Source organism: Nitrospirales bacterium (genome assembly GCA_031315865.1).
GTDB lineage: Bacteria > Nitrospirota > Nitrospiria > Nitrospirales > UBA8639 > JAGQKC01.
In genome coordinates, this window is sequence record JALDRJ010000002.1 from 60,670 (window position 1) to 80,873 (window position 20,204).

12 protein-coding genes and 1 pseudogene are annotated in these 20,204 nt (G+C 51.3%); 3 read left to right on the forward strand and 10 right to left on the reverse strand.

Going from position 1 to position 20,204, the window contains the following annotated elements:
• Window positions 1-8 precede the first annotated feature (8 nt).
• The 4 genes and pseudogenes from MRJ96_00315 to MRJ96_00330 form a co-directional block, all read right to left on the reverse strand.
• Window positions 9-980 (reverse strand): NTP transferase domain-containing protein, encoded by a 972-nt coding sequence (locus tag MRJ96_00315; protein MDR4499883.1) that lies wholly within the window; start codon window positions 978-980, stop codon window positions 9-11.
• A 567-nt stretch (window positions 981-1,547) separates the two neighbouring features.
• Window positions 1,548-3,068 (reverse strand): efflux transporter outer membrane subunit, encoded by a 1,521-nt coding sequence (locus MRJ96_00320; protein MDR4499884.1) that lies wholly within the window; start codon window positions 3,066-3,068, stop codon window positions 1,548-1,550.
• Between the two features lie 143 nt (window positions 3,069-3,211).
• Complete coding sequence (locus MRJ96_00325; GenBank protein MDR4499885.1) at window positions 3,212-4,504, reverse strand: efflux RND transporter periplasmic adaptor subunit; 1,293 nt, start codon at window positions 4,502-4,504, stop codon at window positions 3,212-3,214.
• 1 nt (window position 4,505) lies between these two features.
• A pseudogene (locus MRJ96_00330) lies at window positions 4,506-7,650 on the reverse strand (efflux RND transporter permease subunit).
• A gap of 623 nt (window positions 7,651-8,273) precedes the next feature.
• On the opposite strand from MRJ96_00330, the gene modA reads away from it, so the two are divergent.
• Entirely contained in the window at window positions 8,274-9,074 is an 801-nt protein-coding gene (modA, locus tag MRJ96_00335; GenBank protein ID MDR4499886.1) for a molybdate ABC transporter substrate-binding protein, read from the forward strand.
• A 126-nt stretch (window positions 9,075-9,200) separates the two neighbouring features.
• Here modA and MRJ96_00340 read toward each other — a convergent pair whose 3' ends face one another.
• From MRJ96_00340 to malQ, 5 genes are all read right to left on the reverse strand, one after another.
• A complete protein-coding gene (locus MRJ96_00340) occupies window positions 9,201-9,968 on the reverse strand; it encodes a CBS domain-containing protein (protein MDR4499887.1) in 768 nt (255 codons plus the stop codon).
• Window positions 9,969-10,207: 239 nt separating this feature from the next.
• The gene (gene mgtE / locus MRJ96_00345; GenBank protein ID MDR4499888.1) at window positions 10,208-11,503 is read right to left on the reverse strand and encodes a magnesium transporter; all 1,296 of its coding nucleotides are present in this window, start codon (window positions 11,501-11,503) and stop codon (window positions 10,208-10,210) included.
• Entirely contained in the window at window positions 11,503-12,375 is an 873-nt protein-coding gene (locus MRJ96_00350) for a CBS domain-containing protein (GenBank protein ID MDR4499889.1), read from the reverse strand. The genes mgtE and MRJ96_00350 overlap by 1 nt, the downstream gene beginning before the upstream one ends.
• A gap of 1 nt (window position 12,376) precedes the next feature.
• Window positions 12,377-13,252 (reverse strand): mechanosensitive ion channel, encoded by an 876-nt coding sequence (locus MRJ96_00355; protein ID MDR4499890.1) that lies wholly within the window; start codon window positions 13,250-13,252, stop codon window positions 12,377-12,379.
• 376 nt (window positions 13,253-13,628) lie between these two features.
• Window positions 13,629-15,881, reverse strand: coding sequence for a 4-alpha-glucanotransferase (gene malQ / locus MRJ96_00360; GenBank protein MDR4499891.1), 2,253 nt, complete (start codon window positions 15,879-15,881; stop codon window positions 13,629-13,631).
• 825 nt (window positions 15,882-16,706) lie between these two features.
• On the opposite strand from malQ, the gene MRJ96_00365 reads away from it, so the two are divergent.
• Complete coding sequence (locus MRJ96_00365) at window positions 16,707-17,684, forward strand: hypothetical protein (protein MDR4499892.1); 978 nt, start codon at window positions 16,707-16,709, stop codon at window positions 17,682-17,684.
• A 27-nt stretch (window positions 17,685-17,711) separates the two neighbouring features.
• Window positions 17,712-17,948, forward strand: coding sequence for a YtxH domain-containing protein (locus MRJ96_00370; GenBank protein MDR4499893.1), 237 nt, complete (start codon window positions 17,712-17,714; stop codon window positions 17,946-17,948).
• Window positions 17,949-18,044: 96 nt separating this feature from the next.
• On the opposite strand, the gene glgX is transcribed toward MRJ96_00370, so the two are convergent.
• Complete coding sequence (gene glgX, locus MRJ96_00375; GenBank protein ID MDR4499894.1) at window positions 18,045-20,174, reverse strand: glycogen debranching protein GlgX; 2,130 nt, start codon at window positions 20,172-20,174, stop codon at window positions 18,045-18,047.
• Window positions 20,175-20,204 lie beyond the last annotated feature (30 nt).

Here is a 20,204-nt window from a genome sequence, read left to right on the forward strand (position 1 = left end):
TCCCTCCATCATACATGTGCATAATGCTGAGCATAGTGTGGTTCACTGAAGTCCTGAACAGGAAACGTGGGCTTTTTGCCTAAAAGCTCCAATGTACTGGAGATACGCTCAGGCCGCTCCCAATCACTCCACAACACGTCTTGAAGTTCCATGACGCCGACGGATTCGGGGACCTGCTGCAAGAGACCGGTAGAGAAATTATGGCTCGGCATGGCTCGATAAATCGCGTCAAGAAAAGGGCCTTCAGACGGCGTGCCAATCACCGTGCCCAATTCCTCAAACCGTTCCATGAGGTCAGGAAAGCATCGCCACCCAAGCTTCCATAACGTCTCCGCTTTGACAGCCATGACTAAGGTGTTCCACAGCGCCCCATTCGACATGGCCGTTATCCCCCGGGTCGCATCAGGCTTTTCGAGAAATGTTTTGACCTGTCGCACGCTTGATCCACTACTCCACCCTAGTTCCTCTTTCATCTCGATCCACCCATAATCTAATTCAAGGTGCATCGGCTGACTGCCTAAGAGGATGATTCGATCCTGCAAAATTTCCGTCGCGCGTAAAGCGCGTCGCACCATTTCAAGGAACCGACTCTCTGGATACACGAAATGATCGGATGGAAAGATCGCTACCGTTGCCTGAGGATTCCAAAACCGAACGTAGGTCAGAGCGAGAAAAATCCCTGCTCCGGTGTCGCGGTTCTGAGGCTGGAGAAGCAATCGGCCATTCGCATGCTGTTTCAACTGTGGCCAGGACTGCTGCCAATGGTCTCGCGCAACCACCGTGACTTTCTGTTTTGAGGGGGTGAGTCGATCCGCACGATCCCATGTGTGTTGCAGCATGGAACGAGTTCCGACGAACGTACAATATTGTTTGGGCAAGGGGTAACCAATCCACCGCTTAATAGAAGGACGTAGTCGCTCTCCTTCTCCGCCGGCCAGAATGATTGACCATGAGGACCTGACTGCCGGTAGATACGTCATGGTGAACACTCCTTTCTCTCTAGAAGGTATATTTTGAAAACCGAATCAGAGAGTCGATGCTCAGATGTTCGATTCATTAGGCCTGGTACCACCCCTTTGTCCTTCGATTCGCAATCGGCATCTGCGTATCAAACTGAGAATGCGTATCAAAGTAAGAAATTACCCCTGCAAGTGAGCAAAGGCTATGCCATCACGATGAAATCGCTATCCCCTGTAATTTTAAGGGAATAATCAGATTTCACGACGATGAAAAGAACAAAATTTGAGCAATCTTGCACAGAGCACACAGAGCGAATATAAACGGTCAAGAATCGACCTGAACGATGAGGCTTGTTGAAAAAATCAGCCAGCGGCGTTCAACGAACGCTCAAGGACTACACTGAGGTGTCGAGAGGGATAAGGACTGAAATCCTACTAAGACTTCAGAAAGGAGATTTAATTCAAGGGACCGTTGAAAACGGTTTATATACGGAACAACGAATCGGCATGCGGGCGTGTAACGGCCCCTGTCGAGCAGGCACATGATTCTATCGTGCAATCGACATTCAAGGTGAAGACCATAGTCTCCTAATGGGATCGGGAGTCTTCGTCGTCTCGTTGATGCAGAGATGACTTCGTGAGATCATTATGCAAAGTGTTATCCTCCGCATGAACATCGATTCCTCCGGCTGGATTGGGCTTGTCGAGATCGACGTATTGGAATGTCCCAAAAGGTTGAATCTCGTCATCCTTCGGTAATTGTTCACGATTCCATCCTCCACCGAGCGCCCGAACAAGTTCCACGGTCGCTCTCAGGAGTTCGGCCTTCACCTGTACGAGCTCAATCCTGGCTGTCAGAGTAGCCACCTGTGCATAAATCAGTTCGAGGCTGGAAGCCAGCCCCCCCTGATAGAGTTCCGTGGTGAGGTTCTGCGTTTTGACGGCGGCTCCCACTGCGGCGTTTTGCCGGTTGGCCGCAAGAGTCAATTGGTTAGTCAGACTTAAATTGTTCTCGACCTCTCGAAAAGCATTCAACACCGTTGAACGGTAAAGATCTTCTGTTTCACGGTAGGCGGACCAAGCCTGTTGTAATTGAGCGCGGCGATATCCACCCTGAAAAATTGGCAGCGAAATCGTCGATCCATACGACCAGAAACTATTGGCAAGTTTCATCAGACTAAAGCCAGAATCTTCGTATCCTCCACCGGCTGAAAATCGGACCTCAGGGAAAAAGGCAGCGCGGGCGATACCGATAGCCCGGTTGGCCTGTGCCATCCGACGCTCCATTCCGGCAATGTCCGGTCGTCGCTCCAGCAACGTAGAGGGAAGCGTTTGGGGCATGGCGAAATCTTTGACTTCAAGATCTTTGATAGGCTGTATCGTGAAACTGGCCGGCATCCTATTGACGAGGATGGCAATGGCCTGTTCCGTCACCTGGCGCTGTCCATGTATCTGGGCTAGTTTTGTCTCCGTGCTGAACAGAAGCGATTCCACGCGGGCGACGTCCAATGCGGATGCGATTGCACCGGCAAACTGAGCCTTCACGAGATCAAGAGACTGCTTGTAGAGAGCGATTGATTGGCTATAGATAGCGGTCTGCGCGTCGTAGCTGCGGAGCGTGAAATAATTGGCCCCGATTTCCGCCTGCAGACTGAGTCGCGCGAGTCCATACTCAGCAGCCAGTTCTTCGGCTCGATAAACTTCCATACGCGTGGCATTCCGAAGCGCCGACCAGAAATCAGGCTCCCAGGAGGCCAGCCCGCCCAGAGAAATATTCGAATCGTGATTGCGTTCACCGGGAGCGCGAAACAAACGGTGATCGGACTGCCGATTGTCCGAAGCATCAAACCCAAGGCCAAGGCTTGGAAGGTACCGCGACCGGGCTTTCATCATCATATCCCGGGCCTGGACGAACCGTTCGGCGGCAGCATGGAGATCAGGATTGGCTGCCATTGCTTGCTCTTCAAGCCAGTCCAGGATTGGGTCGTCGAACAGTTTCCACCAATCCGGCCGCAATGCCCCATCAGATGGCTTGGCCTCGACGAAAGGACTAGCCCCATGCCATGAAGCAGGTACGACATAGTTCGGAGGCTCATAGTCTGGTGCCAAATCCACCGCCGGAAACCAACTACATCCAGGAACAGTCAAGACGAAGCATAGCAGTCCAAAGAACCAGAGATCTCTGCTTCGACAGGTTCGTAACGTTTGGGGACATGTCAAGAGTAGGTTGCGCATTTCCGACCAGCCATTCCTTATAATTCTCTACCTGATGATCGTTCTTTTGGTTCAGCAGGCTTTGTGGGTAACTTCTTCATAGACGTCTTGGGTTGAGAGGAGTCTATCGGCAATGGAGCCATCGGCTGAGAGGCATCAGCAGCGGTGTTGACGAGGTCATACCCTGGAGCCGGTGTCACGATACGAACCTTATCCCCTTCGAGTAAGGCTGCGCTCGGGTTGTTGACAATACGATCGTCCAGAGAAATCCCCTCCGCCACTTCGACGGCATTGTCGAAAAAATTGCTCACGGTTATGGGTTTCAAATGCACCCGGTCATCTTTCGTCACGACCGCGACTTCGGTACCGTGTTCCTGGAACACTAATGTCGTCGAGGGAATCGTGAGCACATTCCTGTCAACCGGAGCCGTAAGTCTTACCTGCCCATACGACCCTGGCCAAAGAGCCATATCTTCGTTGTCGATCGTAAACACGGTAATCGCGGTTCGTGTGTCCACATCAAATCCACGGGCGACAGTCAGAAACTTCGCGGTAAAATGCCGATTGGGCAGTTGTGGCACTATGACATCAGCCGTGAGACCTGGTTTCAGGAAAGGACCGAATGATTCCGGGACAGAGACGAAGAGGCGCAACAATCTCACGTCGGCCACCGTAAAGAGATTGCTGACCGAACCTGGCGTGCTAATCGTGCCTTCTTTGTTCACATAGTCGCCAACGTTGATATTCCGCACGGTTACGACACCGTCATAGGGCGCCACGATGGTTTTAAAACGAATGAGGGCCCCGAAGTTTCTCACGTTCTGTTCTGCGGCTCTGACCTTCGCCAATTCTGCTTTTGCTTCTGCCACCTTCACTGAGATTGACTGCTCGGATACCGCATGGTTTTTTCTCAAGGCCAACCAGCGTTTCGCAGTGATTTTGGCCAACTCATACTTGGCACGCACGGACTCTAAATCGGCTTTGGCCTGATGATATTGCGCATCCAGGGCCGGCGCGTTGATTTCGGCGAGGACATCGCCCTCCTTCACCATTGCGCCGTAGTCCTTATACCACCCCTTGACGTACCCTGAGACCTGTGCATAGATGGGCGCTTGAAACCAGGCCTGGATATCTCCCGGCAAGGTAATGGTCTCAGAAGCGGGAACCGGCTTGGGATTGATGACCGCCACTGTCGGGATAGCATTTTCGAACGTCTGCTCACGGAGCAGCGAGGCATCGATGTTACTCTGATAGATCCGGTCCGCGATATAGAAGACACCCCCAAAAATCACGATAATGGCGATGATTCTTCCTAGTGAAAACTTGCTCATGTTAGGCATGCTCCTCCTGACGAACCGCTCGTCTGTTGTAGATCATCGCATAGACGCAAGGTACGAAAAATAACGTAAAGACGGTGGCGACCAGCAAACCACCGATAACGGCGCGACCCAACGGCGCATTTTGCGAATACCCGACCGCCATGGGAACCATCCCGAAAATCATGGCTAACGCGGTCATCAGCACCGGACGGAAACGTGTCACTCCGGCTTCGATCGCCGCCCGCAGGGCGTCACTATGTTCTTGAAGTCGCTCACGGGCATAGGATACGACGAGAATCGAATTGGCCGTTGCGGTACCCATGGTCATAATGGCCCCGGTCAATGCGGGCTCGGAAAGTCGTGTGTGCGTCAGGAACAATGCCCATGCGATACCGGCCAGTGCGCCTGGTAACGCCGTAATGATGATGAAGGGATCCAGCCAGGACTGGAAGTTCACGACGATGAGCAAATAGACGAGAACAATCGCAACAATAAGCCCGACAATCAATTCGAAATAGGCATCGTGCATCAGGGCTGCCTGACCATGGATTTCGAGTGCGGCGCTTTTAGGCATTTCGTCCTCCATACTCTTCGCCACCTTCTCGACATCGGCAAGGACACTTCCGAGATCGCGCCCCTCGGCAGATATATAAATGTTAAACAGCGGCATGATGTTCCCATGGGTGATCACGCCCGGTGTGCCAACGGCTGAAATATTGGCAAGATTGCCGAGGAGCTGCACACCATGACCTTTCTCATCGCTATTACTATTACTTACTACGGAATGATCCGAAGACTTGACCGGTATGGTTTTGAGGCTATTCAGACTGTTGACCTGCGACTGCGGCGTATAGACGTTGATCAAGTAGGACATGCCGGTGCTCGGATCGAGCCAATAGGTCTGGTCGACCTGCTGGCTCCCGGCGGTGGTTAAAATCAAATTGTCGGCCATGTCCTTGAGAGACTTATTGACACCCAGCCCAAAAGTCCGGTTCCCTTCCACCATCAGCGTCGGCGTACGCATGGTTTGTTGAATAACCACGTCAGCCGTACCGGGAATTTCCCGGAACTTGCCTACCAATTTTCTGGCATATTCGTAATTGGGATACATGTCAGGGCCGTTAATCTGCACATCGATCGGCGCGGGCGCTCCAAAGTTGAGGATCTTGGCCGTCAGATCCGACGGCTGAAACGTGAACTCGGTTCCGGGATACAGTTCCCTCAATCCCTTCCTGAGAATCCGTCGATAGTCCCACACCGGCGACTTCTCATTCTTTAACAGAATCGTCAGATCACAATCCTGAGATCCGATCGTCGGAGTCGGAATGAATGCCAAGTTGTGTGGGCCGACCGGCAGACCACAATTACTGACGATATTTTCCACCTGACCCGGCAACAGCTCATCGATACTCTGGGAAACAAGCGTGGCAATACGCCCTGAAGCCTCGATACGGGTTCCGAGGGGAGCCCGCATGTGCATCGTCAGAACCCCGGACCTGATCTCAGGAAAGTAGTCCCGTCCGAGGAAGAAAAAGAGCGATAGAGAACCGAGCGCAATGATCAAACAGATCATGACAAACTTGCCGCGGTTGGCGATAACCCGCTCAAGCAGCGAGCCATAACCCGCGCGAAATTGATTGAACCCATGTTCGAACCTTTTCTGAAAACGAACGAAGGGATTTTGCGAGGATTCGGTATCCGGCTGAGAATCACTGGGCTGGGACATGATGATCCTTTAACATGTATTTGGCCATGGTCGGCACCAATGTACGTGAAAAGATGAACGATGCGAGCATCGAAATGATGACCGCTTCCGCCATGGGTTTGAACAGGTAACCGGCGACTCCGCCGAGTCCAAACAGCGGAAGCCAAACGATCGCGATACAGAGGGTTGCAACGAGCGTCGGCACAACAATTTGGTTCGCCGCGTCAATGATGGCTTGCTCGAGGGGCTTACCCATTTCAATATGACGATCGATATTCTCAATCATCACGGTCGCATCATCGACCAAAATACCTACCGCCAGCGCCAATCCGCCCAACGTCATCACATTGATCGTCTCTCCGAGATAATGCAGGCCGATAATAGCGGTAAGAATGGATAACGGAATCGATGTCCAGACGATGACTGTGGCCCGCCACGAGCCGATTAAGAACAGGACGATGAGGCCGACAAGCCCACCGGCGAGCAGCATTTCGTGCAGCACATCCGCTATCGATTCCTTCACGAACGTCGAGGCATCATCTATGAGTTTGATCTCCACACCCTCCGGAGAGATTTCCTTCGCGCGAGGAATCATTTTCTTGATTCCATCGACGACATCGATGGTCGAAGCCTCCGTACTCTTCATGGCGACGATGATGACGGTCTGCTTGCCATCCACGAGTACCGAGTTCTGTTGCACACGACCCATGAGTCGGACCGTGGCGACATCGCGCAAGTAGACAAAGGCATTCCCCTCCCGCTTGATCGGGAAATTGGCGAAATCCTCGATCTTGACGGGCGAGGCGTTCGTCTGGACGATCCAATCGGTCTGTTTGATCTTGATGTCTCCCGAAGGTAACACGAGATACTGCTGCTTGAGCGCATCATGAATATCTGACGGAGTCAGTTGACGAGCGAGCAATTTCTGCTGATCAAGATTGACCATCACCTGCATATCTTGCCCACCGTAAGGATGTGGCAGCACAATTCCCGGTACCGTCACCAACAGGGGGCGGATTCGCATGTAGGCAAGATTGTAGAGCTCGGCCGGAGTCAGGTGTTCAGAACTTATCTGAATCATGGCGACCGGGATCGAAGACGGTGCGAGACGCATAACCATGGGAGGAGAAATATCGGGAGGCAACGCATTGACCACGTTCTGCGCGATTCCCACGATATCGGCTTCAGCCCTGCCGACATCGACTTCATCTTGAAGAAAAATATTCGTGATGCTACTGCCAAAATACGAGTGACTATGGATGTACTTAATGCCCTCTACGGTTGAAGTCAAAAAGCGTTCGAAGAGATACGTAATGCGCCCCTCCACCTCCTGTGGCAACATGCCTGAGTAAATCCAGACTACGGAAGTGACAGGGATCGTAATATTGGGAAACACATCCGTTGGCATATGGCCCACCGTTAGGACACCAAACAGGACAATAACGATGGTCATCACCACGAATGTGTACGGCCGACGCAAGGCAATAAGAACGATTTTATTCATAAGGAAGAGTTTTTTGAAAAAGGGTTAGGATGACTAAACATTCATGGATAATAATGTTGATTTCGTTACTTCAGTGTCGCTCACAGACTAAGACGTGAGCTTCGGCATTGTAGCGACGAGCAAATTACTTGCCATCTCGTATACTCACGAATCTCCCCGCTAGTTCGTAACGTCAAAAGTGCAAAGATTGACGTAGGTTATCAGAGCCGAGTCATCGCTAAATTCATGTCATTTTCACCTCTGAAAACTTGGCCTTAAAGAAATGCAAAATGAAATTTTGCACTGAGCGCACTGTTCGAAATCGCACGGCACGCGCCATAAACACAGAGATGATTTTGAGGAAATCAAGAATGCATTCTGGTGAATTATCAAGTAAAAAAGGAGAGTTAGAACCAATCCATGTCGCCACGAGACTAGGCATTCAATTTGCTTGAACCTCACATCATCATTCGTTTGCAGCGATCAGATAAGATTTCAAAAATCAATGTGCGGTTAAAAATTTGAAAGCAACTTCTGTTTACCAATTTTTTAAAAATCCCTTCAGCCAACAAGGGGCAGAGAGGTACACAATAATGACAACGACAAGTATTTGGAAGAAACTGGGTATCGTGATCGCAGTCGGCGGAATACTCAGCTTAGTGGCTACCAAGGAGTCCGTACAAGCAGAGCCTTTGACAGTCGGTGCTCCGCCAAGCATGAAGGCTGCGTTACAGGAAATCGTACCGATGTTCGAGGATGAATACGGTGAAAGCGTGAAGGTCGTCTACAGCGCTTCTCCAACGCTGCGTCGACAAGTTGAAAAAGGCGCTCCGATTGATGTCTTTCTTGGGGCATCGACCGAGGACGTGAACATCCTCCATGATAAAAACATGACACTCTATAATGGGCCTCAACCCTATGCCGAGACTTCCCTGGTGCTCGTCATGTCCTCGCAATCATACGCAATGCCGATCTCTTTTAATGAGGCGATTCCCAACCAAGCAACGATTGCTCTTGGGCACCCCCGCACGTCGTCCCTTGGGGAAGTCACGTATCAAGCGCTGGCCGATCTTTCCCCTGTTCATAAGAAACAAGGCAAGTTTATCCATGCCAAGCATGCTGAAGATATCATGAACTTAATCCACACCGGCAAAGCGGAGATGGGAATCGTCTATCGCTCGGACGCCATCAGCAATGGGAAAGTCTATATTGTTGATGAAGAACCAACTGGGACGCATGTACCGGTCCAATTAGGGCAGGCCATTGTATCTACCTGCCGCGAGGCTTCTTTGCCTGTCGCAAAGAAATTTTTTGACTACATGTTAAGCGCCCGCATACAAAAACTGATGCTCAAGTACGGCTTTGATTCCGTATCCCCGAATCAGCTTTCGTAATCTTCAGAGATGTCCCACGGGCTTTGGCCCGTGGGATGCTAATCACTAAAATGTTATTTCATCGTACAGAAGAAGAGCGGGAAGAGAGGGTCGGGCGATCTGGTCGCCTGGGACAGAATACAAGCCTTAATTCACACCAGAATAATACCTCAAAACATCAGAGACAGATACCACTCCCATGATTTGACCATTTTCGGTCACCGCTAAATGGCGGGTCGCCTTTTCTTTCATTAATCGCACGGCTTCCACGATCGGATCACTACTTTCGATCGAAATGACCGGCTCTCGCATACAAGTCTTCACCGTCGCGGTGGTTGCATCGACCCCGCCTCCCACAACCTCTCTGGTAAGCTCGGTATCGGTAATATACCCGATAAACTCCTCCCCGCTTTGAACCAACAAGGATCCGACATTCCACTGATTCAGACTTTGTCCCGCTTCTTTCAGCGTAGCCTCCATTGGAATCGCACGAATAGATTTTGACATGTATTCCGCGACGCGCGGCCCTGAGATATGTTTTCGACGAGCCCCATGCGTCGCCGCAGCTCGACGAGTCTCCAGGTCCGCGATACAACTCTCAAGAATTCGTAACCGCTGTCGGAGATTTTCCCGTTCCGACTCGTGCGTCATCCCTTCAGGGGCTTCATCAGGCCAATTCATCAGGCCCGCCGCTTCTCCAACCGTGGCATATTCATAGGCCTCAATCATCGGGGAAGAGCTTCCCAAAATGTCACTGATCAGATCGACGACCTTGGCATCGTAGTCTAATAAATCTTCCGCGGTTGGCTCCGCTTTTAAGTAGCCCTTGAGGATAGATAATTGGCTTCGTAAACGTTCGATGTCACGATCAAGCGGAACCCCTTGTTTGACGCGATTGACAAGCGAGCTGTCCATAACCTCTCCTTTCCTCAGAATAAAAAGCCGATGGCCATTGTGAATGATCGGTGAAGATAGTATCCCAGGAGCTCGCAGACAGGCAACTCATCGAAAAAGAGCCGTTCGATTTTATGAGATTTCGTTACCGGCGTTGCGGTTATCCCGCAGACCGGCGATCCATTAGCCAAAGGCCCTTTTCAACCTCAAAAGGTCATGTCTCCTAGGAAAATGCGCGTTGTGGAAAGGATGGTTACGATCTAGAATTCAAGAAAACGGGAGAAGACAGTCGCGAGGCCAAGAAAACTGAAAAACCCGACGACATCGGTTATCGTGGTGAGCACGATCGAAGAAGATTGCGCGGGATCTTGTTTCAACGCTTTCAACGTAATCGGAATGATGGCTCCGGCCAATCCCGCGATCACCATCGACACAACCATCGAAATCCCGATAACCATCGTCAACCCGACTGAATGACTCCAGAGGGCCACCGCAAAACACGCCGTCAAGGCAATCGCCACTCCATTCAAGAAGGACACGTAGACTTCCTTCCCACTGACCGTTAGCCATTGAGATGGACGAATATCGCGCAAGGCCAACCCACGCATGACCACTGCCAGAGATTGCGCACCCGTGTTGCCCGACTGTCCCGCCACCACAGGTAAGAGGACGGCCAAAGCCGTGATTTTGGCGATCGTGTCTTCAAACATACCGACGACCAACGCCGCAAGAAACGCCGTCAACAAATTGATCTGCAACCAGGGCAATCGCTTACGAACGGAAAACCAGGCGGGTGATAACGCCCGTTCATCTTTGCTCGCACCGACCATCGTTTGCAAATCGGCTGTCGCGTCTTCCTGGCTCGCCTTGACGATATCTTCATTTCGAATCACACCCAGCAACACGCCGTCAAGATCAACGACCGGGATCGTAAACACATGTCGCTCACTAAACAGCTCGACGATTTGTTCCCGGTTTTCGAGCGGATGGATTGCCGGCAAATCCTGATGCATGACGGATTGCAAACGCTCATCAGGCGGGACCAGGAGCAAGTCACGTAGCGATAGTTTCCCGACAAGCTGGTGTGTACGATCGATCACGTACAGATCATGAATATCTTTTGAAGCCCTATTGCGGACCTGGTAAATCGCCTCTTCGACCGTCACATCTTCAGGAAGGACAAACGGCGAAGGATCCATCAGACTTCCCACGCTTTCTGGGGGATATTCCATGTGCGCACGGATCTCGTTGGCGCGCTTAGAAGAAATTCGATGTAGTATCGCGATTTGAAAATCTTCATCCACTCGGTGCAACAACGATGCAGCGATCGCGGGAGAAAGTTCCGAGAGCGTTTTGGAAAGCAATTCGCTGGGCATGACGGTCATGATTTCGGCAGCCAGGGAAGGGCTCAAGCAGGACAGAAGATTGGCCGCGTTCTTCCCACTGGTGGACTGCAACATCCGGAGGATGTCCGGAACGGGAAACGTCTCAAGAATTTGCGCAGCTTCTTCATGGTAATCCGTAAAGAACGCTTCATGGATCACCTCATAGGACATCAGGGGTTCTCCTTCTGATGCCAGATCGATGTTCCATACCGGTCTGGCTCTCGCGACCCCATAGTTTTGACCATATCGGTCATGATGCCAATACCCGCCAGTGAATACACCTCCCAGAGTTGAATGAGCGCCTGGCTGAGAGGGCCTGGATCTGGGTTTTGCACATGCTCCTGCTCAATGCCTCGAAGCGTGCGGTAACGCAACGCCCCCAGGAACGCGCCCCAACGATCGACGACTGGCAGGGTATGAAATCGCTCCCACTGCGGAGATTGCAGTATTTCATCAATACTGGCGTCTGCCGAAAGCGTCACGACCTTCGTGGTCATCAGTGTGGCGATGAGATGGTCACCGTCGTTCGCGATCAATTGCTTCAGCGTGATGAGTCCCTTGAGCTTGGCCTCGCGATCGATCACGTACACATAATAGGTCGTGTTCCGCGCGTCTTGTTTCGTACGGGCTAACGCTTCTTGAATCGTAATATCCGGCGGCAGAGTCATCACGCGAGGATCAGCCAAATTGGCTGCCGTGTGGGGAGGGTATCGCATGGCTCGACGCAGGCTTGAGCCGATGGCTTTCTCCAATCGTTCCAATAAATCCATTCGAAGCGATTCATCAAACTGTCGAAGCACGCCGATTGCCGAAGAGGTCGAAAGCTCGGTGATAACATTACAGGTCATCCGCAGAGTGAGGTTGGCTAAAATTCTTGAGGCCGGACCCGGCAGACAATGTTCCAGAACCGAGGCGACATCGTCCGCTGGCAAGGGGGCGAGTAATCCTGCGGCATCTTCGGACTTCATCGACTCCAGGCGACGAGCCGCTTCCAGTGGATGAGAACGAACATAGCCCAACGTTAATTGATCTTCTGGCTGCATATCAGGTTTCTGGACTGGAGATCACGGCGGTCGTGTCATTGAACTGTGAAGCCGGAATCACCACCCGTCCGCTATCCGTTTCCACGACGACCGAGACCGGCGTCATCGCCACAACGGTCCCTTGAATCTCTCCCATACGCACGTGCAATCCCACTCGTACGATCGATTGCAAATAATGTGCAGCGATAAGATTGGCGACCGCGGCCCGGGAACCAAGCCCGAAAGATAAGGCGGCACCCGCGATGAGCCCGGCAACCAGCAAAGTGATGGTGTTGTTTAACAATCCCGTGTCGATACCCAGTTCATTAATCGCCGTGACGACGACGAGAAGAATGCCCGCGACATAAAACGCCTGCGCCACGATCGCACCCTGCACGATACCGGCCGTACTGCAGGCGAGTAAGATTAATTCTCTGACGAAATTAGCCGCCATCAATCCCAAGACCAGGATCAGGATGGCGATACCTACCTTGGGAATATAGTACGCAAGACTGGTCAACGCTTCCGACACGATCGCCAGCCCTACCGTCCTCGAGGCGGAGATGAGAAACAGAAGAAAGATGACCCAGAAACTCGTCATGCCTAAAATTTCGGAAATTTTCTTTTTGGTCCCGGACCGTTCAAGAAGCGTCTGAATCGCAGTGCGCCCCAACAGACGATCCAGCCCAAACAATCGCAGTAAACGCGTGGTGGCGACGCCAACGAGCTTGGCCAATAAAACTCCTAAAAGTAAGAGAAGAAGCGCTTCCAAAAGGGTGGGGAAAAAAGACACGACGTCCGACACACTCGCCGTAAACGACTGCGTGAATTGTTCCGCCCAGTCGGCCATACTTGCCTGAATAAAGACCGTGAACAGTCGAATGTCCGATAGCTGCATGAACCTAGTGCCTTACGAATTCTTCGCGAACTTCCTGCTCAACGAATCTCACGAACGTTTCACTGAAAAAATGTTGAATCATGAAGTTCCAAAAACTATATTTCACCAAAGAGGCGTCGCCCCTTCGTCTGGCTCCACCGATAAACCTTGTCATATTCATTGGACCGCAGCCACGATCCAATTGAGGAAAAAGAAGCGTCTATCCTTGCATGTCTCTTGAATCAGTCGCAAGCCGCTTGCCATCAACTTCGCTGAAACGTGCACCTGAGCCGCGACATACCCTTTGTCGGTGAGATATTCCTGGAATCCCTCATGGCCCCAACACCCATCATCACATCCATGACCTTCATAGCACTCATGGCGCAGCCATGCCCCGTCAATCCCCCCCTTTCCTGGCCCTTCCCTGACACCTGTTGCCTTGTTGCTCAGCGTGAACGGCTTTCATCGTAGAACCGATTCGAGGATCTTTTTTAAATTCTTCGAATGACCGGCGTAATTTAATTTTCCATGAGGGGTACGCATCATGTGTTGCACCGGGTAAATTGGGGGCGTCCAGTTCTCCAACGATATCTTCCAGGGGAATCATGACCACCCGGCAGCGAGAACGGGCGAGGTAGGCATACGCGGCCCTCAAAAACGTCTCAGGCGCATGTAGGGGGACCGAAGTCACTGCGCTCTTGGGAAGAAGGTTCGCCTTGACCATGGCTTGAATGAAGGCAATCCGGTCCTTCATTCGCGTTTCCCAATCGCATTCAATGTGCTGCTCACTGGGATACAGGGCTGCCTGGGCTTTCACCTCAATATCACGTCCCGCCCAATACCCCCTAAAGGTCGGTAAGTCATGCGTCGTGAAGGACACGATCGCCTGCTTCGGGTAGTGTTTGGGCGTTTGCCATTTTCCCATCTGCGTCTTCTCAAACGGCATGATTCGATACGATAGAATTCCGGCCTTCGCTAAACAGTCACGAATTTCCTGTGTCACCACGCCAAGATCTTCCCCCACCACCATGACGTGATTCCTGACACTCTCCAGAGCCAGAATCGCCAGGATTTCATCAATGCGAGTTTTCACGTATGTTCCAGCTTCTCCGGGACATCCCTCTGGAATCATAAAGAGCCGGAATAACCCTAGAGCATGGTCAATTCGCAACATTCCCCCATACTGCATATTGCGTCGAATCGTTTCCAGAAAAAATTGATATCCTGACACACGCATGCGCCATGGAATTGGCGCCATAAGCCCCCAATTCTGTCCCTGTAAATTAAACGAATCCGGCGGCGCTCCCAACGTCACCCCTAATGCCAGCTCGTCTTGAAATATCCACGCATCCGCTCCATCAGGATGGACGCCAACAGGAAGATCATGATAGAGCCGATGCGAGAGCTTGAGGCGCTTTGCGAGCCGGTCTAAACGAGATAACTGCTCTTCACACTGCCATTGCACGTACTGAAAAAATCGAAACCGCTCCTGGCTCCCGTCAAGAACGTCCCGCACAACTTGAGAGGTCGACCGTTGATAGTCCGTTGGCCACTGACGCCAATTGGCCGTCTTGAATCGTTCGGACAGCACCTGGAAGGCGCAATACTGTTCAAGACGTTTTCCCTGCGTCCGACAGTATCGTTCGAATGTGCGAAAACGGGCTGTCCTGTACCGAACATGTTGCCGCTCAAACGCTTTGTACAAGCATCCCAGCATTTCCGATTTTATCTCACGCACTCGATCGTATTGCACGAGATGACTCGTTCGTAATTCCTGCAAGGCCTTTTGAAACCGTGCACTATGAAACCGTCGCTGACAGGAAGGCGTCGATCGGAATTCGGGAATCCCTTCCAGATTTAAATAGATGGGATTAAAGTAGAGCCGGCTTGACGGGGAGTACGGGCTCGAGAGACCCGCCGATGGGGCGTGAAGGGGATTGAGCCCGATCGTCGAAACATCCAGATGCTTTTTGCCCCATCGCATGAGGCTTTCAAGATCTCGGAAGTCTCCGATTCCCCAGTTTTGAGCCGTTCTGACATTATAGAGTTGTACGCTCAGCCCCACGCTGCGAGACGGAGTCCGAGGAAGGTAGCATTGAGAGGGAGCGACGATGAGAAACGTCTCCCCACTCGCATGCTGATTCCCGGCTTGCCCGGCTTGCCGGACTTGAATATCGAGGGACATCCGGTAATAACCTAGCCCCAACACACACGGCATGGATAGAGCGACACGAACATACCGCATGGTTTCGAGCCGCTTTGCCTCCAGAACACGAAATGGCTGAGGATTCCTCTGGAACGTCTGCGCTCTGTTCTGTTCGTCAGTAATCGTCCAGGTCATTTCCAACGTTTCCAATCGACCGGACTCAACGGGCAGTGAAACATCGATGGATGATGACCCAAGATGATCCGGTAAAACGATGACCTCGTCCACGAGCTGTCGCCAAGGATGGTTTTCTGCTTCACGCAGATGCTGCGCCACCCCTTGGCTTGACCTCACAGGGATGCCCAAGGCCTCTAAAACCGAAGTCAAGTTCTCATCCCGAATGGTCCTGGTCACGCCCACCCCATCGGTGTAAGAGCTTGCAAGACCAAAGTAGTCGGCCAGTCGACGCACATCATCGAATTGAACGGAAGAGTTGTCGGGCATAGACGTCATAGGCAATGATCGCTCACACTACCGGAATGAGAATAAATTATGCATACTGCCTATTAAAAGAAACACATGCCTCTATCCAACATGTTGTTTTTCTTGCAAGAACACTATTTCTGTTCAGATACCACAGCCCCAAACTTACCACAAGAAAAATTACGTATGCACGACACTAAATTCTATCCCGCGACAGCTTAACAGAAAAAGGAAGACAGGATTTGCGAAAATCGGAATGGCATGGGATTTTCCTGGACGAAACTTGATGATATTTCACTTGACGATATTTGGATATTAAGAGACAATTGAAAATCTGTGGGAGGTTCAATCATGACCTGTTCTGTCGGAAGACAGCCACGATGTTCCCAACTCCACACCTTCAATTGTATTGAAGAATATTCCTCTTCTGTCCTAACGACATTCGCTCCATCTCGCTTGACATCATCCGTATTATTCAAGATGTCACGCTTCATACCTTTTCTTATTCTTACCTATCTTGCTCTCGTCGTTGTTCACTTCAAGCGGTTGGCGCTTAGCACATCTTCTTACTCAGAAATTGCATGCGTCGACCGCTCAAAGGGTTTGATGGGCAGAATACCATCGCCCTGATAGAGGGCTTGTAAAAAAATTGCAGTGCCTTCCCGGTCCCATGCCCATAGTGGAAGGCGGGGCAGTGAAGCAAACACGAGTGCCCATGAGATTGAATGACTTATTAAATGGAACGGAAATAAAAAACCGCCAAAAAACCGGTGGCTTAATATCAATCATGAGCCATGTCCTTCGCACCTGCGAGTGGCTGTCCTCGCTTAAAGAATGGAGGTCACCATGCCCACTACCCATGTTGAACCACTTCCCCTCTGGTCGGTCATTTTCACGGGAGACGAGCAACATTCCACCCATCCAAGTTTTCAGCATTGGTTTGGCCAGAAGAAACCCACACCCTTTTATACCTTCGTCGGCTCACGGTCGATGCTGCAACATACCTGGGACCGCGCCGATCAACTGAGTCATCCTAATTGTAAAATCACGATCGTCGCCAAATCGTATCTCCACGAAGTCTGCACACAATTGGGCGGACGCGTTCCCGGCATTATCATCACAGAACCCCGTCATCGTGGAAGAGTCGTGAGCCTGTTTTTAGCCCTCACCTACTTGCAAATTAAAGAACCAAGGGCATTAGTCGTCTTCTATCCTTCGGATCATTTTATCTATCCTGAAAACTTGTTCCTGAAGACTGTCCAACGAATGATATGGTCGACTGAACGTTTCCCTGATCACATTTTCATCATTGGAGCGACGGAGACGGCCTCACGGCAATCCGAGGACGGCATCGTACTTGACCAACCATTGGGGTGGACCCATGGATATCCCCTGTATGGCGTGAAAGGTCTTGCCCCTGCTTCAGAACAAGATACCGATGAGTATCCTCCTCAAACCGCCATACTGGCCAATACCTCAGTGTTGGCCGCGCAGGTAGACGTGCTGTGGAATTTAGGCTGGGATTTTTTTCCTCAGATGATGGATTTATTCGATGAGTTGCAAGATGCCATTGAGACTTCCTATGAACAGGCGGTTCTTGAACGAATCTTCCAACATCCCAAAATCTGGGAAATCTCGCTCTCGTCTCTACTCCAGCTCGCTCCCCAGCTCGCGGTCATTGAGCTTGAAAAAGTGCTCTGGAGTGATTGGGCAAAGCCACAGCAAATATTGGAAAATATGGCAGAGATTGGTAAACAGCCGACCTTTCCTCTAGAATATACGAGAGACGCTAGAGCTTGGCATGCACCTTGGCCCCAAACGTAGAACACATCTTAAGAAGGGAAATACGAAATGGACACTGACACGCGATATGTCTTATTCGGCGGACTGGCATTTATTACAGGGATCATCCTCGGTACCGGCATGGGCATCCTCATGGCCCCACAATCTGGAAGTCGTACTCGAAGAAAAATCCGTCATTTCGCCGAAGACGCCGGTGAACGCGTGAACGAGTTTACAGAGGATGCCCGTGGTGTCGTGGATGATCTGATGGAACGGGGAAAGAAATTTGTCGGGAATCGGGGATAGCCAAAACCCATAGGGCATTGTTTCGCGGATCTTTCTTCTTTCCTGAAACCCTACCTGGTTCGTTGAGAGCGGGATAAGAGGGCCTCATCTCTGCTCTCAACATATCCGCATGAGGGCAAAACCACGTGGAGAAAGCGCGTAGGGCTGCCCACCTTTCATCAGTGGAGTTTTCTTTAGCACGGTCTGCTCATGATCCAAAGCCGTATCGAACACTAATTCCCACCTCACCCCTTTTTTATGGGCCGGAAGAACAAACGGTACCTCTTTATGATACGCGTTTAAGAGCAGAAGAAAGGTGTCATCGATGATCGGTTGCCCACGAGTATCTTTTTCGCCGATCGCATCTCCCGCTAAGCGAATGCCGATCGTGCGAAACCCCATGCCCCATTCTTGATCGGTCATTTCTTTTCCATGGGCTCCAAACCACGAAATATCCTTGACTTGCGAACCGCGAATGCGCCGTCCTTGAAAGAATCGCCGCCGTCGAAAGACGGGATGCGTCTTTTTCAGATCGATCAAAAGCTTGGTAAATTCCAGAAGATGTTGTTGCGGCTTGGTGAGATTCCAATCGTACCAGCTGAGTTCATTATCCTGACAATAGGCATTGTTGTTTCCTTCCTGAGTGCGGCCTATTTCATCCCCACCACACAGCATGGGAATCCCCTGAGAAAGCAACAGGGTGGCGAGAAAGTTTCGCTTCTGCTGTTCCCGTAACTCAAGAATCACGGGATCATCGGTCCGGCCTTCTGCCCCACAGTTCCAACTCAAATTGTCATCCGAGCCATCGCGATTGCCCTCTTGATTCGCTTCATTGTGTTTCTGGTTGTACGAGACCAAATCATTGAGGGTAAAGCCATCATGGGCCGTGACAAAATTAATGCTCGCATAGGGCTGACGACCGCTACGCCCGTATAAGTCGCTGCTCCCGGACAACCGATACGCGATTTCACCCAACACCCCGCCATCGCCTTTCCAATATCGACGAATATCATCCCGGTATATGCCATTCCATTCTGCCCAACCAGGGGGGAAATTGCCTACCTGATAGCCGCCCTCTCCTAAATCCCAGGGCTCGGCGATCAACTTGACCTGAGACAACACCGGATCTTGATGGATAATGTCGAAGAACGCGCTCAGGCGATCCACATCATGGAGCTCACGAGCCAGGGTGGACGCCAAATCAAACCGGAATCCATCCACATGCATCTCGCACACCCAATACCGCAAACTGTCCATGATCAATTGAAGCGTACGGGGATGGCGGACATTCAAGGTATTCCCACATCCCGTGTAATCCATGTAATAGCGGGGATCGTCAGGAACGAGACGGTAATAGGAAGCATTGTCGATCCCGCGAAACGAGAGCGTGGGGCCGAGATGATTACCTTCTCCCGTGTGATTGTACACCACATCGAGAATGACCTCGATTCCGGCACTGTGGAAAGTTTTCACCATCGTTTTGAATTCATAAACCTTCCGCCCCAAATCTTTGTATGCCGAATACCGGATGTCCGGAGCAAAAAACCCGATGGAATTATATCCCCAATAATTCGTGAGACCACGTTCTTTAAGAAAATTGTCATTCACAAAATGATGCACAGGGAGAAGTTCGATTGCCGTGACGCCGAGCGATTGCAGGTATTCAATAATAGGTGGAGAAGCCAGGCCGGCGTACGTCCCACGCAACTCCTCCCTCACTTCAGGATGCCGCATGGTCAATCCTTTCACATGCACCTCATAGATTACCGTTCGCTCCCAGGGCGTATCCAGTAACCGGTCACCTCCCCAGGTAAAGGCTTGATCGATCACAATGCCCTTGGGGATGTTTCCCGCATTATTCCGCTGATCCAATGAAAGATCCTGCTCAGGATCCCCCTGTCGATAGCCATACATCGCGTCCGACCATTGGACGACTCCTGACAGGGCCTTGGCATAGGGGTCAATCAATAACTTGGATGGATTAAATCGGTGACCGGCTTTCGGATCGTATGGGCCATGAACCCGATACCCGTAGAATTGGCCAGGGCGGATCTCAGGAAGGTAGACATGCCATACCTGATCGGTACGCTCTTCGATTCTGATGCGATGGGTTTCCTGATCCTGCCGTTCATCTTCGAACAGACACAGATCTACGTCAGTCGCATTTTCCGAGAATAAGGCAAAGTTCACACCTTCGCCATCCCATGTCGCACCAAGGGGGTACGGCCTCCCGGGCCACACTTTCATACTTGAGGTTCTCCTGTAAGGGATGAATAG